Origin of the sequence: Agrobacterium sp. CGMCC 11546 (genome assembly GCF_013365515.1) — a bacterium.
In the GTDB taxonomy this organism is placed as follows: domain Bacteria; phylum Pseudomonadota; class Alphaproteobacteria; order Rhizobiales; family Rhizobiaceae; genus Agrobacterium; species Agrobacterium fabrum.
Map to the genome: position 1 here is coordinate 2,175,734 of NZ_CP047387.1, position 24,462 is coordinate 2,200,195.

Sequence of the window (24,462 nt, forward strand, 5' to 3'; positions counted from 1 at the left end):
TGGCTCGCATCAGAAGACTAACTTTAACGTACTCAGGTCATTCCTATTTCATCGCAAAGGAACGAGGTCCATGTACCCCAATAACTTTTTCATGAACTGGATGTTCGGCCCTCTGATCATTCTCAGTATTTTGCTGTGGGAGCAACATGAGGCCAACTGGCAGCGGGCTCTTGAAAATGCACTGAGCGGCTGCTTGGTGCATGACAGCGATTATTATTGTGCCAGCCGGATGCCCGGCCAATGATTAGGGCGTTCTCGCAGGAAGAGATAAGCGAGAGGCAGGCAGCGATTGTGCTCCTTGACCACGAACGGCAGGAAATAGCCAAGGAACTCACCGAGCTGCCTTACTGTCACTGCGGCAATATGCACGACTATGAGCGCTCCGCAGAGCGGGCTAAGCCGGGGTGGGGCAACGTGGTGGACGGTGCGATTGACTGGCGGCAATCCGTTGCCGAAAGGCATTTATTGCTCGGAAGGTATGGGCTAGATGAGGCTGCGGATAACGCCATGCTGACCATCAAGTATCAGCCAGAACGCGTGGGCTTCCTGACCATCTTTACGTTCTTCGATACGCTGGCCGCGCTGGACCCTAAACGGCAGTACGATGCGGCTTTTGCTTCGCCAGCGGACTCTGAGCTCTGGTGGGCATTCGCACAGCCACAGCAAGCGTTGACACGTTGGGAGGCCAAGGGCCTGCTGCCTGCGAAATTGAGCGTGGCGGGAAAGGGCGGAGTGTTCAAAGACCCAGCCAGTTACAGCCGTCTTAGGAGAGCAAAAAGATATGCCGCACGCTTCGGGCTTTTGGACGATATAGGCGGGCAGGAAGACACACCGCTCTCACCTGAAGTCATCCACCACATATACGCCCGCGTGCAAGAGGTCATGGAGACCCATGGGCACCTGCTGTTTGAGGATGGCCCCTAGCGAGCCATACCCTTAGGCATAACCCACCGCAAAGCCGCTTGGTCTTCCGTGGTGATGTAGAGCCGCCTCAGCTCCGGCACCAGCGTATTGAGCTCACCTCCTGCCCACACCATATGAAACGCCGATGCCAGGAGCCCGGCCTGGCTCTCCGTGATGTCACTCAGCTCAATCACAGCGAAAGCCGCAAGGTCTCCCAATGCATCAACCGCAGCGGCCTCCCATTCGTCTACCGGCAGGCGGCGTGACATCCTGATGCGATAGGCACCCAGCAAGCCGGGCCGCAAGGTATGCAGCTCTACGGAAACATGCTGGAGACCGATGGGCATACGCAGGAACCAGCCCGCAGGCAGACCCTTCCGTGCGGGAAGCGGGCTTAGGGTGAAGAGCGTTTCGGTGGTCTTGAAGCTGGATGTGATAGTTCGGGGCATTTGGGTCAGCCCTCCAGCATCGGCATAGGCAAGACCCCTGTGCAGCTATGGACGCCGAGGAGGTCATCTGCTGGAAAGAACAGTGTGCGGGGCGGATTGAGCATCCTCACTGTGACCACGGGCCGGACATTCCCGCGCATGGCTGGGCGTCCCGCTTCCCAGTATGCTTTGGATGGGCCGGAGACGAGCTGTTTGAAGAGCATCGGGTTTTCGCCCGGAGGGGTGGCCTCAGGCTTCCTGAAAAGGAGCACCGGCTGGCCGGGCTGTAAGGGTGCCGACTTGGAGAAGACGAGCTTCTGGCCATGCTCGAAGATTGGAAGCATGCATTCTCCGTCGCAGATCATGGCGTATTTTTCCGGCAGTCCATTAGGATTTAAGGATGGCGTGGGTAACTTTCGAGCTGCTTGGCTAACCATAATGTCCTCTTAACTAGGATTTAATCCTATTGGAGTAATCTTATGGTTCGCGCTTGCCGTCAAGTGCGGAATGTGAAAAATCCTAGTTAGATAGTTTTGAGGGGACACAGTGCTTACTACAGGGAATCAACTTAAAGCCGCCCGAGCGTTGGCCGGGATGGACCAGGTGACGCTGGCCGCAAAGGCTGGGCTCAACAAGAACACCATCGTGGCAATGGAGAAGCGGGGCTCTGAGGTCCTGACAAGTGGCCTCGATAAGATACAATCCGTGATGCGTGTGCTGGAGGCTGAGGGCATTGAGTTTCTCAACCACGGCCAGCCGGGCGTTAGGCTCGCTGCCAAAGGATAGACCCACCAGATATCCCTATGGTATCCTCAACGGGTAAGGCATGATGGTATCCCTGCGCCCTGCTCCTTCTCATTGCTAATACCCTTCATCGGGGTGTACCCGCATGCCCTACCTCTATGCCTTCCTTCTAGCTGGACATGCTGGGCTTGTCGGTGATGGGTGGCGTATGGCCTGCTGTTTGCCCTGCTATGTGGTGGCATCAAGTAGGCGTATTAGACAGCAGACCATAGGGTTGGCATAAAGGGAGGGCATGAGGCCGGGCTTTAAGCTACCGGCTGCAAGCTACAGCAGTGGTGGTCTGTACCTGCAAAGGAAAAACCTCAAGCAACTACCTCAAGCCAACTCCTAAGGCATACAGAGGCAGTTATTTCATTCAGCAACACTAAGTGGCTTTTCGGACACTGGCAGCTCAACACCAAGATGCTTGAGGCTGACTTCTCGCATTACCTGAGCAGCCAGAGCGCCGTGGCTCTTTCCCACCATAAGACCATCGTGCATTGGCAGCGCCGGAACTCCCAAGGCCACAAGGGCCAGTAAAACGTCCACCATGATTTGGCTCTCCGTGTAAGCGAAGGAGAACCACTTGCCCGTGCCGAACAGCGGCGCGATAGCAGGGTGTTTGACGGCCATTGCCTTCACAAAACGCGGCATGGTCCAGCCCTTGGGCATCTCCTTACGCACCTGCCTGGGCATCCGCACGGCGGGCCCTGCACGAGCGAAGAGGGAGGCAACGAGCTGCTTGACGGCCTGCCTATGGCCTTCCAGTCCGGGGATGGCGTAGAGGTCACCTTCAGGGGGAGTGATGCCCTGCTGTAGATATGCCAGCCGGAAAAACATGCTGCTGAAATCAAGGTCAGCAATCTGTTCGCCATTGATTGTTATCAGGTGCCGTTTCTCTTTGGGAAGCGTCAACCAGAAGCCGCCCCTATAGAGCCTCCCGTGCAGGTTAAACCCGTGCGGCCCTCCCGCAGACATCGTAGTGAAGATGCGGACAAGGTGAACCGGGAGAATAGATTTTCCGTCAAACCGAACATCGGCAAGCCGGTTAAGGGCCTCGTTGATGGTTTCCATTTGGTCGCGCAGATACACAGTATGCGCTGTGTCCTCATAGTTAACCCACCCCAGCCCATCCGCCTCTTGTTCTACTGGGGTGGCCTCCTCTTCTGGGCCATCCGGCTCAGCATAACGTGGTGGACGCTTCACCCTGAGGATAATTGTTTCACCGCCGCCGTCACGTCCCACGTCTTCAAGCCCGATATCCGCACGGCTTAACATCGCGGAAAGCACTGAGCTTGGCAAAATGCGCGTCCTGTGTTGCCGCCTGACACCCTTGATGACCACCAAGAAGCCCGCCTTGCGCATCGCCGTGACGGTGGCTGAAAGCACCTGAACGCTATAGCCCGAATAGTCATAGCGGGTGCGCGTGCTGGTGGGCTTACGGAGTGGCGTGGCCAGCGCGTCATGGCTTGCAGGGCTCAACACCATCGAGGCCACATTGGCTATCACGCTTGAGACACAACGGCGGCGGCGCTGTTCTGCATCGGCGCGGGGCTTCCTGCCGGGGGTTATCGCTGGTGGTGGCAACGCCTCAAAGACGTCATCAGCAAGCCGCCGCAGAGCCTCGCCCTTGCACGTCAACCAAGGATCAAAATGGAGGGTGTCCAGCTCGTCAGTATCTTGGACGGCAAAGTTTTCCCCTGCCGCCCCTTTGTGTTCCTTCTTGTGCACCGTAGCTTAGCTCTCAAACTTGGCGTCTGCGGCGTGGCTCGCTGCTTCCAGCCGCTCGGTTGCTACCGCCCGCACCACGTCAAGCATATTAAACTCACTGTGGAGGTCAGGCTCGCGGGAGCATAGCGTAATGCCCCGCCGCTCGGTTTCGTCGTCAATGTCTCGCAATAGGTCCGCATTCGGGCGCGGCTTCTTGTTGGAACCGCGATAGCGTGCCGCCCGCCGCTCTTCGCGTGACACGGAGAAAATCGCCGCCACAAAGCTCTGAGGTGCAAAGATGAGCACACAGCGGCCATCCGGGACGTGAAGTAGGGCCGTGCGGATTGCTGTGTAGATGCCTTGCGGTTGCGTACCGTCTTCCAGCTTCGGGGCTTCCGCGTAATCGCACCAGACCTCCTGCTCAGCTGCATCCTGAAGAGAGGAAGCCGTTACATACTGGGAGAAACCGCCGCCGGGGTGTCGCCCGGCAGCAGAAACATAGAGTTTAAACTCGTTACTCATAATTCAATCCCGCTCCTACTATCACTTGTCACCAGCCCCGAAGGCATCAAGCACGGCCTGAAGCCCCTCCTTCTGCTCTTCTGCTGGCTCCTGCCGGAGGTGGGCGTAGTGGTCCACCACTTTGCGCTGAGCCCTCATGAGGGCATCCCGCACGTTCTTGTCCGCACGGATGCGCTTACCGGCTGCTTCGCGGTACTTGTTGACGATCTGATTGAGGAGCCACAGCTTGGTGCCCTTGGTGCCTACATCGCCGTCAGGTGCACGCTGGTAGGCTTCCGAACGTATCCGGGTGGCTACCTGCTCCCTGAGAGACTTGGCACCGGGGGCTGGCTTACCGGCCAGCTTCTGGTACGCCACATAGGCATTCTCGCCGTTTACCAGCTGGATGTCCCTGAGGTCCACCTTGTTCCACAAAGGGCTTGGCGCAGCTATGACAGACCCCTCAAGCAGAAGACTAAGCCGCTGCACCTCACGGTCCACAACGGTCCCATTGTCGTCCGTCCAGAGGCCCTGCCGGTTAACTACAGGCTGGCCCAGCCAATTGTACTTGGGGGCAAGCGTCTGGCTCATGCCGGGGATAGCCTGCACCATCTTGTCCGCAATGCTGCGAGCATCACGCATGAAGGGGTCCGTGGAGGTCTGGCGAGTAGCCGAGCTGAAGGGAATGAGGCTTGCGGCCATGTTCCCGAAGAACGCTTCGCCATTCCGGTCGGGCTGGCTCAACGCCTCCAGCGCCTGGTTAAGGCTGAGGAGGTATGTGCGTGAGGTAAACTGCTTTGCGAGTGATACGCCCAGCGCCCCGATAGCCTGCATGACTTCCGGGTTTTCCTCATAGCCATCGCCCAGCACATGGATAGCATCCTGGATATCCGCGATGATACCAAACGGCAGGGCAATAGGGTCCATGCGGTTGAACGGAACGTAGCGCTTGGAGCCATCCTCATTGGTCATCACAACCGAGTACGGCCTCCAGCCGGTAGCCAGAAGCTGCTCCTTCACCTTGGGGTCCGTAGGCCCACCACTGGTGACGCGATCCTGACCAAGATACGCAGCGGCTCCCATGAACAGAGCCCCCATGCTCATCTGTCCGACTGCCTGAGCCTGCGCCTCCCTGCCCATCTTACCGGACAGCATGGCACGGTACTCACCTTGAAGGACATTGAGGCCGGGCGTCATCTTCCACCCGTAACGCAGAACATTGGTGGGGGTCTTGACGAATGGCAGGATGAGGCGAACCATCTTGGTCTTCTCGTTTGCCACAAAGGTCTGAACACCTCTGCCCAATGTGCCCGGCAGTAGGTCCTGCTGGAAGGTGGCGATGTTGGCCTCACGCAAAGCTTCAGGCTCAAGCCCCCGGCCCTGCGCATCGAATGCCTTATCAACCTTCTCCTTCACGAATGCCTGCACGTAGTCCGTGGCGGCTTTACCGCTGAGCCCGGCATCAAGGGCACTCTCCACGCCCTCCGTATGGGCACGGGCCATGAGCTTGGACCTGTAAACGATCTGCTTCATGAGCTCATCCACAGAGCCGAGCGTGCGGCTTGGCACACTGGCTACCGAGATGGGGACAGAAAGGGCGTTATAGATGAGGTTCGGGACACTATCCCACGGCTTGAAGTACTGCCCGTTGAACGCCTGCGAGCCAGGAACCTGCCAGCTCTGACCGGCATATGCTTCCGAGGTGTGAGGACGTAGCACGCTCTCATTCTGGAGGAACGCCTTAGAGGCATTCTTGAAGCCATCCCACACAGCCGAGCCCATATAGCCGTACTGCCGGAGGTTCTCCCTGACGAGGGACTTGGCTGCATCATCGCCGAGGGCGGCTCTAGGCACAGCCCCAAGGATACGCTCCAGCGGCCTGACGCCCAGCATGTAGCCGTTGGACATGACGTTGATTGCCTGCGTGGTCCAGCCGGAGATGAGGCTGTTGATACGGAGGTAGTTGGCCGTGTCTAAAAGCTTAGTATAAAGATCGGGGTCAGCGAGGTACTTAATTTTGCTTGGATCGCCACCACTTTCTGCAATGAGCTGATAGAAGCGCTCCTTGGAAACACCCTCGAATAGGCGAGGATCAAAAGGTTGCCCCCGCAGCGCCCGCAGTTGACGGCCCGCGCTCGCCCGCATCGCCTTTACGTCATTAAGCATCGTAAGGGCCAGCGAAAACCGCTTGGCAATCGCCTGTTCCATGGCCTCCTTGCTTCCAAACTCACTATAATCACCCAGATGCATCCGCCAGCCTAACCGCGTCGCATCGGCAAAAATCTTGGAAGTCATCGAACCGTAGACCACCATTGTGGCAGGCATATCCATGGAATGGTTTGCGGCCTGCTGGAGTGAGCCAAGCATTTCTTGGGGGTCTGTCTCTGCCATGGCGGCAAAGTCAGCTACCTGCTTTTGGAATTGGGCGTCCGTGACCGTATTTCCCCAGCCCGATGCCTCAAGCTCTTCAGCTTTACGAGCAACAAGCAAACGCATGCCGTCCTGAACATCCCTGTCGCTCTTGAACTGCGAGTAGAACCTCTCCCCTAAATCCTTGTTTAGTGAGTGCCCGGCATTGTTGACCCCTTCCCAATTGCCGTATCGCCGCGTCAGGTCCCAATCCTCGGTTGCCTTGTCGGCAGCATCAATCAACTCGTCAACGAAACTCCTACCCTCACTGGGATCAACCGTGATGCGCGTTTGAAACCGGGCCGCGCCATCATTGCGTATTCCGGGGAGGTTATCTTGTGCTTCCGGCACGTTACCGGCTGACGGCGTGGCTTCTGAAGTAGGAACATCAACAGGTCCTGCTGCCACGGGAGAAGCCTCGGCACCTGCATCACCTGAAGGAATAGCGTCAGGTCCTTCTCCAATTGGCTCAACTTCGCTTGTTCCATCAAGCTCTCCTTCACGCCGGGCCTCAAAGTCCGTGATGGTCCTTGATGCCCCCGCCGTGTCTCCGGCCTTAAGCTTCTTCCATACGGTTCCACCCAGCTTGAGGGAGCCGATGATAGCCGCATCCAGCCCGATGCTTTCCATGGCGCTTTTCACACGGCCCCATGCGGCACTATCGTTAGGGTCGGCTGCAAGCCATGCCGTTACGGGGTTGGCCAGCGGGGTGTCCTGAAGCAGGTTGCTGAGGCGGGCCTCATGCGGATCGAATGCGATGGCTCCAGCGAGTGCCGCCTTGCCAGACTCAAGGGCAACAGCGCCACCCTTTACGCCTTCCACTGCGGTCTTGCCTGCTGTGAGCGCCTCGCCAACTTTGGGCAGCGCCTGGGCCACCTTGCCGAGCTTTCCGATGCCAATCATGGCTACGGCGAATTGGCCAACGCCTGAGGAGAGACCCCCGAGGATGGGGGAAGCTTCCTTCATGTCGGCATCAAGCTGCTCTACGCTGCGGCGGAAAGCGCTCTGCTCCTCGGGTGGCGTGTCGCCAAACAGAAAGTCCTTTGTCTCAAAGACTGCCTTCATGCCACCCGTAGCGATAGCGCCACCTGTGGCTACACCATCAAGGAGCCTGTCCTCTTTGGTGACCTCAGAGCCATCACGGGTGAGACCGGGGCCACCAAAAGCAGCCCCAATGATTTCACCGGCAGAGGCACCTTGGGTTCCCGCACGGGCTCCCTCAATGCCAGCCTGAATGGACCCCATGAGGTTCTGAGCGGCTTCAGGGTCTACCTCTAGGCCCGGCTCCTCGTCGGGCGTGGGGGCTCCTTCTTGCGTGGCTTGAGGGGCTCTGTTTGGGTTTGCGTTTTGTGATGATGGCTCCGAGTTTTCAAGGATTTGGCGGAGGAGTACGGGGTCCATTGAATTTCCTTTCGTTGGCGATAGACAATGAGCTGCCTGCTCACGCTGCGGCTGCGGCGTAAGGTGGGCTGATTAGGGTTGGCTTGGGGGTGGCTAGTGGCGGGTCACCGAGTTCCGGCTGACCGATGACATCACGGAACCACGGGGATTTCTCGCTCCGTTATGGAGGCACTTAGGGCGGTGAAGTGATGGGGATTAGGGGTGCTAGTTAGCTTCAAAGCGGAGAAGCGAAATGGGAGCTTCTTGTACGTTACTACGCGAATTCCTTTTCGCTCGTCTGGTCGTCACGGAGGGAATGCTTTTGACGCTCTTGGGCATCACTAAGGGAATGCTTTTTGTCATCAATGTAGGAACGCTTCTTTCCGCAACTACGTGAATGCTCCTTCTCACTAATAAGAAATGCAAAACGCCCGGCTTGAGGGCCGAGCGCTGGGTTTCAAATTGACGGGCTTCTATCCGGTGCGGAGGGAGTCGTTATCCGGTACTAAGGCAATGGTTCTCAAGCCGCCTCACGGCCTAGCACACGCCCGCCGCAGGGCACGCTCTCAACCATAGATATTGACTCTCTCTTTGCGCCAAGAACATATTGGGAACAAACGGCCCCAAACAGGGATGCGGATGTGCACAGAGGACAGAAATGGACAGCGCCAGTCAACTTTCCCCTACCAAAGAGAATGACCACACTTACCACATGCTTTCCGCGAGGGTGACCCGTCGAGAGAGCAGCGGGGAAGTCTTGGACTTCAAGGTCTTCTGCAATCGGATTGAAGATACCGAGAGTGGGGAGGTGGAGACCAACGTGGCGAGCCTCAAGGGCTTTGTGCACTATAGCCTTGAAATGCCCGGTATGCGGACTTTGATGTATACGATGAGAGGAGCCAGCACTGCCTGCAAGCCCACGGCATCATGCGCAAGCGGAGGGCGTTGATTAAGAAGCAACTGCCACACATTGACTTCGGCATAATCGATCAAGTCATATTGCTGGAGAAGCTTTGGGTAGAACCGGCATATCGTGGTCAGGAGCTGGGGCTACGGTTGATGCAGGAAGCTCGACACCTCTTTGCCCGCCCCCAGGCATTTGTCATCCTGAAGGCCCACCCAGATGGTGAAAACGTCAAGGACGCGGATTGCCTCAAGCTCGCTGACTACTACTGCTCCTCGCAGCTTCTTGGCCTAAAGCCTCTATCGAAGCGGGCGCTGCCGGGGTGGCTTGTTGGAAACTGGTGGGCCCCCTTGCCGGATGACAACGACCCACCTTTCTGGTGGCCACGTGAGGACCAGGCTGTTACCACCTGAAGTGGGGCTCCCAGCACGTTCTTAGGCCTTGACCCGAATACCCTTAAACATCGCAGTGGAAAGCAATGAGCAGAACGAAACCTGTAGCCAGCGTCTTTGTTGACACAAATATTTTCAAGTTCTCTGCGATAAAGAAACACGTGTACCGCCCTGCGAAACACACTGTGAACTGGGGCCATACTACATTTGAGACGGTCGTACATGAACCATATACGATAAACGAGATCAACAAGATAAAGAATGATGGCCAGAGGCGAGATGCCTTGCTTCTAAGTATGCTTGCCTACGCAGGGATTTCAAATTGGCTAAGCTTCCACATACATAGCGAAGTTAACTTGGAAACTTGGGGTTTGCCCGGAATGGCCAGCGCCTCGGGGCACTTCTTTGGATGTCCCGTTGATTGGGTCTCCGATCCGGTTCCGCGACCCAGCCGCACCATCCTTGGTGGGGACAAGAAGTTCAAGCAGCATTCTCTTGACTTCGTTAGCAGCATCAACCACCCGCGCTACAAAGAGCTTTCAAAGTTAACGGGGGCGTTTCAAGGTAATGACAAGCCACTAAACCTGAACCAAGCCCTTGATGCCTATCACATTTGGTGCGCCGAAATCGCTCAAATTGATTACTTTTTGACTATGGACTACAAGCTAAAGAAAGTGGTGGGTCTCTCAAAGATTAAAACGTCAGTGACCATCGCGACACCCGAACAGCTATTGATGCAAGTGGTCCCCAAATTCGGCGTTGTCGGTGCGGCTAAATTTATGTGGAAGGGCTACCGCTTTGCGAAAACCAATGTTGGCTTTGATGAGGGATTAGGGTGGAGCTAAGCTCAAAACGCTTTGAAGCCCATTAGGCCGCCGCACGGTCCAGCACGCGGCTAACCTGCATGGCGGTCCAGGAGCCTCCCCTTGATGTAGGCACGCTCATCCCATTCAGCGCCTCAGCGATAGCGCCCAGAGACTTGCCGCCCTGCCGCATTGGGCCAATCAACTTGATGAGCTTTTTGGCCTCCCTGTTGGCCTTGGCCTGAATGGCAACATTCCGCTGCATCGTCTTGTCTCTCAGACCGCCCAGCTTCACGCCATGATCGCTGGCAACCTTAAGTGCCGCCTTTGTGCGTTTGGAGATGAATTCCCGCTCCTGCTCAGCAAGGGCAGCGTAAATGTGAAGCTGGAAGTTATCGGCGTGGGGCATGGAGGCTACCCGGATAGTGGCCTGCTTCATGGTCTGGGCGATGAATGCAACATCACGGCTGAGGCGGTCCAGCTTCGCCACCAGCAACTCAGCTTTCTCCTTACGGGCGAGCGTCAAGGCTTTTGCAAGCTCGGGCCTGTCGTCATCCTTACCGGACTGGACATCACGGAACTCCGCAAGGGGCTCATAGGGGGTCTCGTCGCTGTGGTAGGTTGAAAGAAAGAGCTCAATGTCCCGCTCTTGTGCCTCAAGGCCCAGACCACTCTTGCCTTGGTCAGCAGTACTTACCCGCGTGTAGACAACGTATCGCTTCATTGCAGCGCCTCCTGCGATGGGAGGAGTCTAAACGGAGGCTATATCTAATGTCAACGTTGGTTGTGGATGTTATAAGCGAGGTTCCCCGTCATGGACCTTACCGTTAGGGACAAGAGCTTATAAGCTGCTATCCCGTACAAGTGGGGAGAAATATGATGGAACACGAAAGCATGACATCTTGGGGGTCAAGAGAGGAAGCTATTAAGTGCCCGCACTTCATGGCCCTTTACGCTTACCTCGCGAAGCATCACAACGTGCCGTCCTACGTCTTGAATGATGATGGGTTGCACTATCACTATACCAATGCATCGGGACTACTGGGCATACTCGACAGCAATACGCTTTGGGCTACTGACATACGGCACCTAAACGATCCATCCGAGAGTGTGTTTGCTATTGATGGGATGCTTGCGTTTCTCGCCCAGTCCATTTCCGGCAGTGATCGGCGGCAGGAGATTGTGAACACAATCAAGAAAAATCTGGCTACTCCCCGTGAGGTTCATTCAGTATTTAGTGTAAGCTTTTGCCGTAGTGGAGACCTGCTGAGCCAGTGGCGTGGGTATGGGTCCTTTGGGGCAGGATATTCTGTTGGCTTCAGGATGTCAGGAGCCAGCCCACACCCGCAAATAGCCAAGTTCGTTACGGTGGACTACGGGCGGGTAAAGCTCGAAAAAGTTTCCTACGACCTAATGGCCATATTCGAAGAAGCTTGGGAAGAATGGCGCGATGAGCTCGCTGAGGAATGGGCAACAACGATAAGGATGATATCTCACTCGTTCAAAGATGACGCGTACAAGGAAGAACAAGAGAGCCGCATCGTCGCGCTGCGCTCCGAGAATAGAGCACCATTGGTGTACGAGGCTCCTGTCAAGTTTAGAGCACGAGGCAACGAAATTGTTCCCTACATCCCACTAAGCTTCAATCCAATTTTAGGAGACAACAAACCAGAGCGCCTGCCCATCCGTGAGATTATTGTCGGGCCCGGCGTTGACTTTGAAAGAGCCAACCGTTCTTTGCGTCAAAAGTTGAGAGCGTGCGGTTATGAGGACGTGGAAATAACGCCGTCATCGGTTCCGTTTCGCAGTTAAAGCTGACGGTTGGGGTCGGACGCAATGACTTCCCAGCGATATCAACCTTGAGTATGGTGCCCACACGGAAACACGGAGGGGTTATCGCGGGGCGGCTCATTGGGCTTATACTTTTTACCGCATTGCCATCATCGGCATCGGCGTTTTGTTCTTCGCCAAGCGGGGACGTTACGCTCCCCGATGCGCCCGGCAGTTATCACCGTCCATCGGCACCATTCTGTCTCTCCGGCTACAAGTTTTCCCGCACACATACCTGCTCGGATTGGGAAATCTCCAGGTATCAGAGCGAGATAGAGGAGTATGTCAGCAAGCTCCGAACCTTCGCCAACGAGGCGGTTGAGGCTGCGAATGAGGCAATACGCTTTGCGGAGGACGCCAAGGCTCATGCAAAATGCGAGGCAGAAGACGTTATCGGTGAGCTGAAGTAACAAGAGGTGCCCGATGGACTTTCTATCAATCATCTTGGCAGCGCTGGGCATCCAGAGGGAACGGGCCAACAAAGCCAGTGACCGAAAGATAGAAGCCTATCGCCTTGTCTCTGAGGTAGCCGTAGAGGCCGCTCAGGCTGGCAACATGGTGGCAATGGCCATGCCCGGCATTATGCTCCGGCTTCAAGTCCTCTACCCGGATCAACCAGAGCTGCACGCCAGCTGCACCACCACGCTGACCACGATGCTGGAGCAGTCTAGGCAACTCTACCATATGGCTGAGAACTACAAGCCCACCATAGAGAACGGCAGCAGCTGGGCAGACTGGGAGCAGGTGTTGAGGAAGCTGCATGAGTGGAGGTCTTCGGCATCCATGTTGCGTCCGCATACGGAGGCGATCATCAAGCGTTATGAGGACCTGTTGACAGCCACCGAGCAAACCTATGCGTCTCCGCCAGCGCAGCCCACGTTGCCGAGACGGGACAGGGGGTGGGATGCTCCGCCGCTTTGAGGGACCCCCTAGGGCCACCGGGGGGAAACGCCCGCCGCCGCTGTCACGTATTACCTCTCACATGTCTGACCCCTATTTTAGTCGCGGGGGAAATGTGGTCTGTACTGCACTGTGCGGGTGGTGGACCCAGAAGCTTAGTTGATGGTGAGCGGCAGGTATGGACTGGTCGGATATTCTGAAGGTGATGCTTGGCGCTGGCGTAGGGACAGCAATTGTGGAGGGCGGCATCTCGCTTTTTCAATTTATGAAAACTGGCCGAAACCACGGGGCATTCCTCGCGTTCCGCCTTGCAGTTCAACTAGAGGGGTACGCACGGGGCTGCCTATCGCATATGCAGGACACAAAGAACTACATGTCATCTAAGGGCAGCGTTGGAAGACTTCACTGCTATTTGCCACCCTTTCCAGACTTCCCAGATGACCCTGAAGGCTGGCGGAATGTAAACCCTCAAATCTTGGACACGGCGTTTCGTCTGAAGGCGGATGCTGGAGTGCCCCCCGTTTCACCGGACAAGTCGGCTAGATTGATTTAGCCCTGATGAACTGCCGAGGGGAAGCCATCTTGAGAGCGGAATGGGGATGGATTTCATTGTAGTCCTCGATCCATCCGTCGATGAGACGGAGCGCCGTTTCGGCGTCCGGTAGTGCCGAGATGCGGACGTAATCTCGCTTCAGGGTTTTGACGAAGGCTTCCGACATGCCGTTCGACTGCGGGCTGGCGACCGGCGTGAAGCAGGGCGTCAGATTGAGTGCTTGCGCAAACAGCCTCGTGTCCCGCGCGGTATAAGCCGAGCCATTGTCAGAGAGATGCTCGATAGCATGCGGGGCTCGGGTTGCATGGAAGCGTTTCTCGACCGCCTCCAACATCATGTCGCGCACGTCTGAGCCGGAAATGCCTGCATTGGCAACCGCCGTCCAGGCGATGATCTCGCGGTCGAAGGCGTCGATGATGAAGGCGAGACGAATGACCTCTCCATTCCAGCAGGTGAACTCCAGACCATCCGAGCACCAGCGCAGGTTTGAGCGCATGACCATGACCTTGCCGTCATGGATGCGGCCCTTGCGAACGGCGGTATGCTTCTCCAGCAGCATTGCGTGGTTACCCATGATGCGATGAACCCGTTTGGCGTTGACGACAGGCTTATCGGCGGCTCGCCTTTCGCGATTGAGGAGCGCGGCGATCCGCCGATAGCCATAAGTCGGCCTTTGATCAACCAGCCTGCGAATGGCGGGCAGAAGCTCTGCATCCTCGACCTTGTGGTATGGCCCACGCGGCTTTGTTTTGCCTTTCAGCCGCTCGATGAGGTTGGAACGGGAAACGCCTAGCGTGTCTGCGACGGCCTTCATCGCGAACCGTCCTTCGGCAACAAGATCGGCCGCGATATCCGTTTTTTTGAGTCCGCTTTGGAAAGGGCTTCGCGGAGGATTTCGACCTCCATCGTCTTGCGACCGAGCATGCGCTCCAACTCCCGGACGCGATCCTCCAGTTTCTTCACTTCCGAATTCCCGACAACCGGCTCGTCAGAATCCACGGCTGCAGCACCTCCCTCGCTCAAGAGTCTGCGCCACCGATAAAGCAAATTGGGCGCGACGCCATGACGGCGAGCGGTCGAAGATACCGTCTCGCCGGGTTCGAAACTCTGCTCAATGATTGTCAGCTTTTGCTCGGTTGTCCACCGCCTGCGGCGAACATCACCCGTCAGTAATTCAACGTGTCGATAGTCGTTAGACATAAGCCTGTCCTCAAGCCTGTGCTTGAGCCTTTCTGCTTATGCCGACTGTCCGGTCGAAATGGGGGGCAGTTCAGATGCGGAGAGTATCAACTCGGGCTTGAACTTCTGGGTTCAGGACTTGGGCGAAGTCGAGAACGCCTTTGACGACTGTTACACAGGCTGCGGCAAAATGGGGCTTGCGGCTCTCAGTGCTTCCGGGAGCTTCCGACAATACTACGGCTTCAATGGTTATCCCGACGACACAAAAGAGCAGCTTGAGGGATGCATTGGGTCTCCGCCTAAGGCTTTCTATTCGATGGATTAGCTCCGCACTACCCCAACCAATAGAGGGAAATCAACTTGAGGAATATTGACCGGTTCCACAAAGACCTGGATGCGCTCACCGAACTTGGTGAAAGTCTGCAATTCGCACTAATCAAAGCCCTTCATGGCGGCACAAAGTTAACTGAGATACTCAAAAAGGCTGGAGTATCTGACGAACGCGTTCAACAAATTATCCAGTCCAATCTCGTCTTTAGTAACCAATATGAGGCGTGGTACACCGAAAGCCTAGCACTCGTTCGTCAACTCATCCCGGATAGAGCGAAGGACTTCATCGGTATGTATGAGAAGCCTAAGGGGCGGCGGGACATCACGTATGGCAATTACGTCATACAGGATTATCTGCAAGGCCTTCGCGTAACACGGCACGGCGATGTGATAGTGGACGGCACGGCGGCGGTCCCCCAATATCAGCAGCAGCTAAACATCTTGATGGCCGCCAAAAGACGCTTCGAAAGCTCACTTTTCGAAATCAAACAGCTGGTTCAGGCGGACCTCTTGGACTCAGAGATTGGCGCTGCCCAGGAACTCCACAAGAGCGGCTTCCTGCGGGCTGCCGGGGCAGTTGCTGGGGTGGTGCTCGAAAAGCATCTTGGTCAGGTTTGTGACAATCACCAGATCACCATCAGCAAGAAGCACCCCGGCATTGCCGATTTGAATGAATTACTTAAAGCAAACGGGGTTATAGACGTCGCACAGTGGAGGCATGTGGGGTTTCTGGCAGACATAAGGAACCTATGTGACCACAACAAGAAGTCAGAGCCGACAAGCGACAACATCCGAGATATCATCGACGGCACCAATAAGGTGTTGAAAACTATTACGTAGGGGTGGCCGCATGATATTCTGGAACGGGACACGCGAGGGGGCCTAATCCCAAGTCCCCGGGGGGCTCATCTGTGAAAAGCTCAGCGCGGCGAAAAAGGGGCCAAGCCCGTTCAAGCTCACCGCCCGCTAAAGATATGAAAACAGATGTGGCACCTAGACGGTCTCCGCAGGAAAGCAGCCCGCACACGAGAGCCTCACTTGAGACATCTTGCGCAGAATACACCATGCGAGCCCTGCGGGCCGATAACTTGCCGTGTTTCAACGAATACGCTGCATCCCTCAAAATTTCGAACTCTGGGCACAAGGCCGCAACGTGGTCTTTAAAATGGTTGTCCTTCAGTTCCTTTTGTTTGCAGCCAAGCTTACCAAGGAGTGAGTGATTCTTTTCCCGCAGCTCCTCAAAGATTATGCCGTAGGCTGAATCGAGGCTGAGTGCCGCATTGACGGCGAGACGGTAATCCCCATCGTTTTGGATAAACGCCGTAATATTGGGCCGCGTCACAGTGTCGAAAAAGGTCTTGGCGTCCAAACGAGTTGCTCCGTAATTGCTGCTAAGGGGGCCCCGCTTTCCAAAATGGCAAAGACTATTCGCTAGAATGGAATGTCGTCATCAAGCGCATCCCAAGACCGTTTTGTAGTAGACGGCGGCGGAGCAAGCAGCCTAGGTTTCGTGGGACCTTCCAGCCGTAGTATCTCCTCGTCTTCTCTCTGCTTATCGACGCCGATGAGGTGGGTAATTGTCGCAATTGCCTCGGGTGCTTCAGCTAAAAAGGCTGTTGTGCCGCCCACCATGGCCCCGATAGACGCCAGAACTGACAGTGAAACGCCGAACCGCAAACGCTCTTTATGAAGCTCTGTGCGGAACTCACCAATCTTTCCAAGCAGGCGCTCCTTCTTGTCGTCCGAGAGGTTGCTCTCTTCCACCGATGCTCGAAGCTTCGTCAGTTCATTCTCAATGAGACCTTTTGTTTTGCTGGCGAGCCGAACGGAAAGCGCATCACGACTTGAGGAATTCCGAAGCCTAATCTTTGCTGTGACCCCCGTGACCAGCCGAAAGAATTCATTGAGGTCCTGCTCAACTGTTTGGTACTCGTTGATGTACCGGATGCCCGCAATCCCGAGTTCCTCAGCGCTGGCTGTGACGATCGTCATATATTGGGTCCGCACAAGGCTGTCGAACGGCTGGCTTGTCTCATTCGAGATAATCGCCAACATGTTCTTGCGGCAAATCCTTTCTATAGCCGTGAATCTTTTCTCAGGCTCTGAAGGAAGGGTCTCGTAATCGTCATCCGTAATGAGCTCGTAATCCATGCTTTGTGTAATTCCCCTAACGCGACTCGGGCTATTAGCATTCTACCTCAGATAGCCTATGCATCCACCGAGAAGTAGAAACGCCTTTGTCATCTCCACACGCTGGTGAAAGAGGTTGACCACAACCCACCCGCACGCGCATGCTCAACCATTAGGTGTTCAGGGAATTGGCAGGCGCTTGATTCTTTAGATGTTACCTCTGGTGAGGAGGTCAGGAGAGGGCTCGCAAATCGATGGAGGGAAGAGACATAATGCTGGACGGTAACGACAATCGCCTGCTCGAAATCCATACGCTTGCATACGATCATTCTCGAAAACTCACGTTGGAAGAAGTTCTTTTTCTGGCTAAGATTGAGCTAGCGATCACTCCACCGCCGCCTTCGCATACAAATTCCCGTGCAGCCGTATTCTTCGAAGACTTCCACAGGAGCGTGATGCTAGAAGCGCGTCTATACGGCTTCCATCCTTTTTCTCGTTTGAATGAGAGCACGTTATGGACGCCTTCTGGATCAGGAAGTCTCCGACAAGGCACCGCACTGCAATGGGTCGCACGCCAACTCCTAGCTGGCATCGCGCCATCTTCAATTATCGAGACTGCCCACAACCAGTATGCCGAAAACGGATATGACGCATTAGAGATAAGTAAGGTGTCCGGCATCGAGGTCGATGACATCGTAAAAATCACAGAAGGCTACGAACTTTGGCCCCACGATAAGCTTCCGTCTGACGCCAGAAAAATACTGCTTTTTGATGATGCCGGAGCTGTATTTCGTACTCCCAACTCCTGCGCTCTCGTCCATCACTTCCGTCATAACATGGTGATTGACCCGGACTACCAGCCATCCGGGGTTGATATGTCCAAAGATCGGTTCGGGACTTCCAACATGAGGCGTGCCAACAAAAGACTTGAGATACAGCGTGCGATAATTCTCTCGACCAGCGGCACTGTTGGCATGCCTTTCACCTACTGCCGTGCAGCCACAGACCACATAATGGATGCTGATAGGTCGTATGGCGGCTTCCTTGAGTCAGCAGGCTTCCAATCTGAAACGCCAAACATCGACGCAGTTCGCGAAAATTTGAGATTACTGGAGGACTTCAATGCCCCCGCTGCGCTTCACGTCGCGATAGACCGTCTCGGCAAAGCGAGAGGTCTGTCATCGAATGTGGATAAAGCGCTTGACCTTGGGATGGCACTAGAAATTGCCCTGATGCACGAGAACGGCGGCGGCGGTAGCGGTGAGATCACCTACAAACTTTCATCCCGAGCAGCTTGGCTTCTTGGAAAAAATCCAGAAGAGCGAAGCCAGGTCTTCGAAAAAGCGAAGAAAATCTACGGGCACCGTTCTGTCGCAGCTCATAGCGGGCGGCTCAAGAACGAAAGCGACTTCCTTTCGCTTGACGCACATGCTTTCACCACTCGCATTTTACGGGAAATTCTCCAACGTGGTAGCTTCCCAGTTTGGCATCACTTAATCTTTGGTGTTGGGGGGCGAACAGAAGCTGTATCAGATACACCGTAGACTACTTGCTCATAACCCCTCTAAGTGGTACACACGGCTCCAAAGGCTTGTCTAATTGGCGATAAATTTCGGCCACTTACGGGACATGTTGGCGTTTCCTGTCGGGTGCGCCATCAATTTCTGATTACCGCTTCCACCCCGGCATCTTGCCGACGGGTGAAATATGTCAGGCTCTATCGACCTTCGCTCGTCCCAGACAAACAAGATGAAATCACAACTGCCGGATTTCGCTCAACATATCTTCAATCGGACTCTACGCTTGGCGTCGGCTGCGCAGCCAGAAGCTTTCTTTTTCGAACAACCGGCAATCCCGGATGCGGTATCTTCACCCTTCCCGCATCTTTGCCGGTTCGGGCAGGCTCCGGTTCGGCCTCATCTTCCACAAGGCTGGCATTCGCCTGCAGATGCAGGCCCATCACTGCCACCAGCAGGAAAAACCAGACGAAACCGGAGCTGAGCAGGAACAGGGTTTCCAGAAAGCCGTAGAGCAGCACATAAAGCCAGACACCGACATAGAGGCGCGTCAGCGGGCTGTTCCGTGTGGCGCTGTCCATTTTGCCGAGATAATGGAGCGGCAATAGACATATCCACATCAGCACCAGAACAAGTCCGGGTATGCCGCCCGCAAGCAACAGGTCGAAATAGCCACTGTGGGAAGCCGGCGCGGTCGTCGCCCAGCTATTGTTCTCGGTGAAGCTCGACATCAGGGTGTCGCTGCGCCAGAAGGCCTGATATCCGTATCCGAGGATAGGACTTTGGCGGATATAATCGATGGCGACGGTCCAGATATCGGTTCTGCCCGTAAAACTGGCGTCGACACCCATCCGCGTCAGCATCTGCGCAAACACCGGATCGACCGTGGTGCCCACGGTCACGACGGTGAAGACCAATAGAAGCGAGGCCACGACGGTATATCGCCAGCTGGGCCAGCGCACGATGAACCAGCCCGCGGAAACGACGATCGGCATCAGGCCAAGCACCGTCTTGCCACCTGACTTGACCAGAAAGATCAGCGATAACAGCAGCACCAGCAAGCCGCCGATAAACGACCAGCGACGGCAGAGATAGATCGCCAAGATGATCAGCACCGCCATGACCGAGGCGGCCTCGTTCTTGTGCTGAAAAACCCCGCGCCAGTTACCCGCCAGAAGCGGCTCCAGTGCGTCGCTCGCCTGGTGGATAGACCGCGATGGCAGCACGATGACACCGAAATAACACAGGAACAGGATAATCATCACGCAGCCGGCAAGCAGCGTGGTGAATTGCCGTTCCGTGCGCGGCAATTGCAGAAAGCCACCGGCAAGCACGCAGATGATGGCGCACATCACAAGCCGCCTGATCGAAAACATCGGCGCCTCCCCCACGATCGAGGTGAAGACAAACCAGCCGAAAATCGCTGCCATCAACAGGCGCGGCGTGAAAATCAGGGAAAACGAACGCTCCTTCGCCATGAATGCCACGAAGCTGAAAAGCAGGATGATCGCGATGAGCTGATTAAGCAGGTTGGACCCGGCCGCCATGGCGGATCCCTCATAGGTCGAGGAAAGCGAAACATAGGGCGAGAAGCCGACCGTGAAATAGAGGAACGTCACATAAAACAGTGTATTCCGCCAATATCCACGCGCCTGTTCTTCGTGCGCTGCATCCATAATGGGGTCTTCTCTGCCTTTTTCCATGCGGCCCACATCATATCCGATGCTTCATCCGGTAACATGAATATCCCGCCAAAACCCTATTTTTTAGTTATTCATAATACACGGAGGAATAGCAGATTTTCAGACACGGCGACGGATGGGCATATGGTGCGAGACATCCGGACGGGCAGACCGGGCCGAGTGCCCCAACGCTGCCAAAGATGAGCTCGCCGTGGTACACAGCGCCCTTGATCAGGATGGTTACCCGATTGCGCGCACAACCGCCGCGTCAAGAAAGAATAATTCCGGTCGCCGGGTTCTTCAGATTTTAAGTATTTTTTGAACATATACACCATCAATTCTTGCAAGCATCGGATGAGGATAATGCGGTGACTTTTCGATGGGGTGCGAACCGCTGCCTCGTTTTTGAGGCAAGGAACGTGAACGGTTGAGATTCTCAGGGGTGTCGATGCAAAAGGTTTATTCCATCCAGTTTCTGAGGGCGCTCGCGGCGTTTTCGGTGCTGCTGTTTCATATAATTGGCGAACCGTTCACGATTGGCGCCGCTGGCGTGGATGTCTTTTTTGTCATCTCCGGCCTCATCATGGGATCGTTCGCGACGACAGCGGGGCCGGGAGCATTTTTATACCACAGGCTGGTCCGCATTGTGCCCCTGTACTGGGCCGTGACCCTGTTGATGTGCGTCGGGGCGATGGCGGGCGTTTTTTCCACCTTTACCTTCACCCTCGAACATCTATGGAAATCGCTGCTTTTCATTCCATATGCTGGCGACAGCGGCGAAGTGGTTCCGCTCCTGGTCGTGGGCTGGACCCTCAATATGGAAATGTTCTTCTATATTGTCTTCGCGCTTGGACTTGCCCTGCGCGCGCCGCTGGCGGTAACGGTCGGCATCCTGTCCGTCATGGCCTTGGCGGGGCAGGTTTTTCCTTCGCAATCCCCCTTCATGCAAACCTGGACCTCGCCGCTCTTGCTGGAGTTTCTGGGCGGACTGCTGCTGTCGCGTTTCATGTTCCAGGGCGTGCAGGCGGGTATCGCCGCGCTTGTCATATCAATGACCGGTTTCGTTGCGGCGGCTCTGATAAGCGAGCAATCCGGAATGTTGCGCCTGATGACCTGGGGCGTGCCTGCCTTTTTCCTCGTGGCCGGATGCGTATGGCTCGAGAACGGCGGATTATGGCCCAGACGCTTGCTGAAACCCGTCGAGATTGTCGGGGATTCGTCCTACGCCCTTTATCTTCTGCACGGCCTGGTGATCTCGATCGTCCACAAGATACTGGCGCCCGGATTTCTCGCAGGAACCGTCATCATCATCGTTGCAGTGGCCGTGTCGATCTCTGCGCATTTCCTGTTCGAGAAACCGCTGATCAGGCTTTTCAGACGTGGCTATGGCGGCAGGCCGCGCCGGCAGGACCAGGCCGTATCGATGCGTTGACTTAAGGATTTGTCGGGGGCCTCATGACGTCGGCTCACCAGCCGACATGGCGCAGAACGCCATAATCATGGTCGCCGACAGCGAAATTGGCACCACCCGCATCACAGGCCATGTCGATACCATATTGCTGAACCACACCCTTTATGGCTTCCCGCTGTTCCCGATAATCATCGGATGCACGCAGTTGCGCGAGCGTTCGACCGCTCCAGGCGATGACTTTCTTGACCGCCTGTTCGTCAACCGTCCACTGCGCACAGGGGTTGTTGCGGTGATAATCCGCCTCCGCCATCGCCGAGGCACCCCATAAGGCACGGGATTCCGCGTCGAAAGCCAGCGCCGGGTTAGAGTTTGCGCCCACTATCTGGGTCGCGGCGATGATGGCTGTACCGCGTGAGAGGAAACGCAAGCCGCTGGACAATCTCTCGAACATGATCCTCATCCATTTTGAAGCGTACCGGAGACCAACGATCCCGAATCGATGGTGCCCATAAATACCGCGCAGGAATAAAACCTGCGCGGTATGTCTCCAAGCCTGCCGGCGGACGAAACCACCGGTCTGCCGTCATCGGGCGGATAACCGCCCGAACGACAAGAGGCGATCAGAACTCCTGCCAGTCACCCTTCGATGTATCCAGCGCCGCATTGCCCGAGAATGCCGAAGCAAGCTTGCGGCCAAGCGCCCGCACGGGAGATGCCACCGATCTGTCGCTGCCGGCGGCGCTGCGCACCGGAGCCGGCTGGCTCTTCTGTTGATAGGCACCCTCAGCCAGTCTGAACTGCGAAAGCAGCTGGTTGAGCGATGCCACTTCCTTGGCGAGGCTATGGCTTGCGGCATTGGTCTCTTCCACCATGGCCGCATTCTTCTGCGTGTCCTGATCCATCTGGTTCACAGCAGTATTGATCTGCTGCAGGCCGGAAGACTGTTCCTGCGCGGATTCCACGATGGAAACGACGTGCCGGTTGATTTCCTGCACTTCCGAGACGATCGTCGCCAGCGCCTTGCCGGTGTCGCCCACCAGCTGCACGCCTTGCTGCACCTGATCGTTCGAGGTGGTGATCAATGCCTTGATCTCCTTGGCCGCACTGGCGGACCGTTGCGCAAGCTCGCGCACTTCCTGTGCGACGACGGCAAAACCCTTGCCCGCCTCGCCCGCCCTTGCTGCCTCGACACCGGCATTCAACGCCAGAAGATTGGTCTGGAAGGCGATCTCATCGATCACGCCGATGATGTTGCTGATCTCGTTGGCGGATTTGGAAATCTGCTCCATCGCGATCACGGCGCGGCGCACCACTTCGCCGGATTGTTCGGCACCCGCCTTGGCGCGGCTGACGATCTGGCCCGCCTCCTGTGCACGTTTGGTGGAGTCCCGCACCGTCGTGGTGATTTGCTCCAGAGCTGCGGCAGTTTCTTCCACGGCAGCAGCCTGCTGTTCGGTGCGCTTGGCCAGGTCATCGGCAGCCGACTTGATCTCGTTTGCACCCGCCCCGATACCACCGGCATTCTGGGCAACCCGGGTCAAGGCCGATTGCAGCTTTTCGGCCGACATGTTGAAGTCGTTGCGCACGCCGTCGAGCGTTGCCGTGAACGGCTGGTCGATGCGATAGGAAACATCGCCGTCCGAAAGCTTCGAAAGACCGGCCGCCAGATTGTCGACGGCAAACTTGACGTCCGCGGCTTCCCTTGCCTTCTGCTGCTCGCGCTCGATGCGGTCTTTCTCCGACATTGACCGATTGACTTCGGTTTCCTGCTCGAGACGGATGCGCTCGATCGCATTCTCGCGGAACACCTGAACCGCGACCGCCATCTGGCCAACTTCGTCCTTCCGCTCCACGCCGTCGATCTCAGCCGCCGTCTCGCCACCGGCAAGCGACACCATGCGCTCGCGCAACCGGGCAATCGGTGTGGTGATGCCACGTGACGCCACAAACAGTGTCAGGATGATGCCAACTGCAAAGACAACACCCACCACGACGAGCGAGGTGAGGATCGTCGAATTGGTTTGGTCACTCAGATCATCGCTGCCACTAGCCACCCCTTTGGCAAGCTTGTCCAGCAATGTCGTTATGGTGGCCGACATGATCTGAATGGAGGCGTCCGCCTTGACGAGTTGCACGGCAGATTCCGCGTTCTTGTTCGCCATTCCAAGCTCGACGGCCTTATCGGTGATTTCCGCGATGGACTGGGATTGCGCAATCAAGACGTCGACGGCAGCGCGCTCCTCGGGAAACACGGCCTTGACGTTGCCGAGCCGCTCGAGAAGCTCGCGTTTGCTGGCGATGTAGGCCTGCCTGGCGACGTTGATTTCCGCAGCATTCGCGTCATAGGCCATGACCTGATACGCGCCATAAGCAAGGCCGATGAGATTGCGGTTTGCCCGCGCAAGCTCGACCAACGCAGCATTGTCGCTGCCGATGAATTCGGAATAGAGTGCATCGGATTCCTTATAGCGTGTGGCCATGAATGCGGCGGCGCCAAGACCGACGATGCAGAGCGGCAAAATGAGCGACAGGATTTTGGTACGGATGCTGGCATTTTTAAAAAAGGACACGGGAAGCTCCTGAAATGGACGCCGCTCCTTTCCCGTGCCGGAGGTGTTCGGCAAAAATGACATTGCACGTCGAAAGCCTTCATCATCGAGGCCTCATCAGCGGCATCATCGGCTCTGGTCGCAACCTGCATCATGCATCTGCCTGCA

20 protein-coding genes are annotated in these 24,462 nt (G+C 56.2%); 9 read left to right on the forward strand and 11 right to left on the reverse strand.

The window, feature by feature from the left end; all coding sequences use genetic code 11:
* Positions 1-70 precede the first annotated feature (70 nt).
* Entirely contained in the window at positions 71-244 is a 174-nt protein-coding gene (locus GSF67_RS10910; RefSeq protein WP_006311689.1) for a hypothetical protein, read from the forward strand.
* A complete protein-coding gene (locus tag GSF67_RS10915; RefSeq protein ID WP_006311688.1) occupies positions 241-924 on the forward strand; it encodes a hypothetical protein in 684 nt (227 codons plus the stop codon). Before GSF67_RS10910 ends, GSF67_RS10915 begins: the two co-directional genes overlap by 4 nt.
* On the opposite strand, the gene GSF67_RS10920 is transcribed toward GSF67_RS10915, so the two are convergent.
* The 4 genes from GSF67_RS10920 to GSF67_RS10935 form a co-directional block, all read right to left on the reverse strand.
* Complete coding sequence (locus GSF67_RS10920; RefSeq protein ID WP_006311686.1) at positions 921-1,352, reverse strand: hypothetical protein; 432 nt, start codon at positions 1,350-1,352, stop codon at positions 921-923. The two genes, GSF67_RS10915 and GSF67_RS10920, sit on opposite strands and share 4 nt — an antisense overlap.
* A 1,134-nt stretch (positions 1,353-2,486) precedes the next feature.
* A complete protein-coding gene (locus GSF67_RS10925) occupies positions 2,487-3,845 on the reverse strand; it encodes a hypothetical protein (RefSeq protein ID WP_006311683.1) in 1,359 nt (452 codons plus the stop codon).
* Between the two features lie 6 nt (positions 3,846-3,851).
* Positions 3,852-4,346, reverse strand: coding sequence for a hypothetical protein (locus GSF67_RS10930; RefSeq protein WP_006311682.1), 495 nt, complete (start codon positions 4,344-4,346; stop codon positions 3,852-3,854).
* Between the two features lie 21 nt (positions 4,347-4,367).
* Positions 4,368-8,135, reverse strand: a complete 3,768-nt coding sequence (locus GSF67_RS10935) for a hypothetical protein (protein WP_006311681.1) — start codon at positions 8,133-8,135, stop codon at positions 4,368-4,370.
* A 924-nt stretch (positions 8,136-9,059) separates the two neighbouring features.
* Between GSF67_RS10935 and GSF67_RS10940 the strand changes: the two genes are divergently transcribed.
* Together GSF67_RS10940 and GSF67_RS10945 are read left to right on the forward strand one after the other, a co-directional pair.
* The gene (locus tag GSF67_RS10940) at positions 9,060-9,431 is read left to right on the forward strand and encodes a GNAT family N-acetyltransferase (protein ID WP_138921668.1); all 372 of its coding nucleotides are present in this window, start codon (positions 9,060-9,062) and stop codon (positions 9,429-9,431) included.
* A gap of 65 nt (positions 9,432-9,496) precedes the next feature.
* On the forward strand, positions 9,497-10,255 hold the full coding sequence (locus GSF67_RS10945) for a hypothetical protein (protein ID WP_006311678.1): 759 nt from the start codon (positions 9,497-9,499) through the stop codon (positions 10,253-10,255).
* A gap of 22 nt (positions 10,256-10,277) precedes the next feature.
* Here GSF67_RS10945 and GSF67_RS10950 read toward each other — a convergent pair whose 3' ends face one another.
* Positions 10,278-10,937 (reverse strand): recombinase family protein, encoded by a 660-nt coding sequence (locus GSF67_RS10950; RefSeq protein ID WP_006311677.1) that lies wholly within the window; start codon positions 10,935-10,937, stop codon positions 10,278-10,280.
* A 152-nt stretch (positions 10,938-11,089) separates the two neighbouring features.
* Here GSF67_RS10950 and GSF67_RS10955 point away from each other — a divergent pair, with 152 nt between their 5' ends.
* Positions 11,090-12,025, forward strand: a complete 936-nt coding sequence (locus GSF67_RS10955) for a DUF2971 domain-containing protein (protein WP_128822035.1) — start codon at positions 11,090-11,092, stop codon at positions 12,023-12,025.
* Positions 12,026-12,466: 441 nt separating this feature from the next.
* Complete coding sequence (locus GSF67_RS10960) at positions 12,467-12,964, forward strand: hypothetical protein (protein ID WP_006311674.1); 498 nt, start codon at positions 12,467-12,469, stop codon at positions 12,962-12,964.
* A 518-nt stretch (positions 12,965-13,482) separates the two neighbouring features.
* Here GSF67_RS10960 and GSF67_RS10965 read toward each other — a convergent pair.
* A protein-coding gene (locus GSF67_RS10965; protein ID WP_128822099.1) for an IS3 family transposase occupies positions 13,483-14,696 on the reverse strand; the annotation gives its coding sequence in 2 pieces (ribosomal slippage) (positions 13,483-14,360 and positions 14,360-14,696; 1,215 coding nt in all).
* A 339-nt stretch (positions 14,697-15,035) separates the two neighbouring features.
* On the opposite strand from GSF67_RS10965, the gene GSF67_RS10970 reads away from it, so the two are divergent.
* Positions 15,036-15,845, forward strand: coding sequence for a hypothetical protein (locus tag GSF67_RS10970; protein WP_006311738.1), 810 nt, complete (start codon positions 15,036-15,038; stop codon positions 15,843-15,845).
* Here GSF67_RS10970 and GSF67_RS10975 read toward each other — a convergent pair.
* Positions 15,838-16,374: a hypothetical protein gene (locus GSF67_RS10975; RefSeq protein WP_006311739.1), complete on the reverse strand. Its 537-nt coding sequence runs from the start codon at positions 16,372-16,374 to the stop codon at positions 15,838-15,840. The genes GSF67_RS10970 and GSF67_RS10975 overlap by 8 nt on opposite strands.
* Before the next feature lie 62 nt (positions 16,375-16,436).
* Complete coding sequence (locus GSF67_RS10980; RefSeq protein WP_006311740.1) at positions 16,437-17,156, reverse strand: hypothetical protein; 720 nt, start codon at positions 17,154-17,156, stop codon at positions 16,437-16,439.
* Positions 17,157-17,407: 251 nt separating this feature from the next.
* On the opposite strand from GSF67_RS10980, the gene GSF67_RS10985 reads away from it, so the two are divergent.
* Positions 17,408-18,679 carry a HEPN domain-containing protein gene (locus GSF67_RS10985; protein WP_006311742.1) on the forward strand — a complete coding sequence of 424 codons (1,272 nt, stop codon included), beginning with the start codon at positions 17,408-17,410 and terminating at the stop codon, positions 18,677-18,679.
* Positions 18,680-18,921: 242 nt separating this feature from the next.
* On the opposite strand, the gene uppW is transcribed toward GSF67_RS10985, so the two are convergent.
* Positions 18,922-20,328: a Wzy-type polysaccharide biosynthesis protein UppW gene (uppW, locus tag GSF67_RS10990; protein WP_035214933.1), complete on the reverse strand. Its 1,407-nt coding sequence runs from the start codon at positions 20,326-20,328 to the stop codon at positions 18,922-18,924.
* Positions 20,329-20,782: 454 nt separating this feature from the next.
* Between uppW and uppZ the strand changes: the two genes are divergently transcribed.
* Positions 20,783-21,766: a polysaccharide biosynthesis acyltransferase UppZ gene (gene uppZ, locus GSF67_RS10995; protein WP_010972254.1), complete on the forward strand. Its 984-nt coding sequence runs from the start codon at positions 20,783-20,785 to the stop codon at positions 21,764-21,766.
* A 34-nt stretch (positions 21,767-21,800) separates the two neighbouring features.
* Here uppZ and GSF67_RS11000 read toward each other — a convergent pair whose 3' ends face one another.
* On the reverse strand, positions 21,801-22,196 hold the full coding sequence (locus GSF67_RS11000; RefSeq protein WP_006311745.1) for a hypothetical protein: 396 nt from the start codon (positions 22,194-22,196) through the stop codon (positions 21,801-21,803).
* A 169-nt stretch (positions 22,197-22,365) separates the two neighbouring features.
* Positions 22,366-24,315: a methyl-accepting chemotaxis protein gene (locus GSF67_RS11005; RefSeq protein WP_035214940.1), complete on the reverse strand. Its 1,950-nt coding sequence runs from the start codon at positions 24,313-24,315 to the stop codon at positions 22,366-22,368.
* Positions 24,316-24,462 lie beyond the last annotated feature (147 nt).

Bases quoted from the DNA above. Each gene is read 5' to 3' on its own strand.
- GSF67_RS10955 (WP_128822035.1), top strand. From the start codon at position 11,090: ATGATGGAACACGAAAGCATGACATCTTGGGGGTCAAGAGAGGAAGCT.
- GSF67_RS11000 (WP_006311745.1), bottom strand. From the start codon at position 22,196: ATGTTCGAGAGATTGTCCAGCGGCTTGCGTTTCCTCTCACGCGGTACA.
- GSF67_RS10945 (WP_006311678.1), top strand. From the start codon at position 9,497: ATGAGCAGAACGAAACCTGTAGCCAGCGTCTTTGTTGACACAAATATT.
- uppW (WP_035214933.1), bottom strand. From the start codon at position 20,328: ATGGATGCAGCGCACGAAGAACAGGCGCGTGGATATTGGCGGAATACA.
- GSF67_RS10915 (WP_006311688.1), top strand. From the start codon at position 241: ATGATTAGGGCGTTCTCGCAGGAAGAGATAAGCGAGAGGCAGGCAGCG.
- GSF67_RS10910 (WP_006311689.1), top strand. From the start codon at position 71: ATGTACCCCAATAACTTTTTCATGAACTGGATGTTCGGCCCTCTGATC.
- GSF67_RS10950 (WP_006311677.1), bottom strand. From the start codon at position 10,937: ATGAAGCGATACGTTGTCTACACGCGGGTAAGTACTGCTGACCAAGGC.
- uppZ (WP_010972254.1), top strand. From the start codon at position 20,783: ATGCAAAAGGTTTATTCCATCCAGTTTCTGAGGGCGCTCGCGGCGTTT.
- GSF67_RS10930 (WP_006311682.1), bottom strand. From the start codon at position 4,346: ATGAGTAACGAGTTTAAACTCTATGTTTCTGCTGCCGGGCGACACCCC.
- GSF67_RS10960 (WP_006311674.1), top strand. From the start codon at position 12,467: ATGGACTTTCTATCAATCATCTTGGCAGCGCTGGGCATCCAGAGGGAA.
- GSF67_RS10935 (WP_006311681.1), bottom strand. From the start codon at position 8,135: ATGGACCCCGTACTCCTCCGCCAAATCCTTGAAAACTCGGAGCCATCA.
- GSF67_RS10980 (WP_006311740.1), bottom strand. From the start codon at position 17,156: ATGGATTACGAGCTCATTACGGATGACGATTACGAGACCCTTCCTTCA.
- GSF67_RS10920 (WP_006311686.1), bottom strand. From the start codon at position 1,352: ATGCCCCGAACTATCACATCCAGCTTCAAGACCACCGAAACGCTCTTC.
- GSF67_RS10985 (WP_006311742.1), top strand. From the start codon at position 17,408: ATGCTGGACGGTAACGACAATCGCCTGCTCGAAATCCATACGCTTGCA.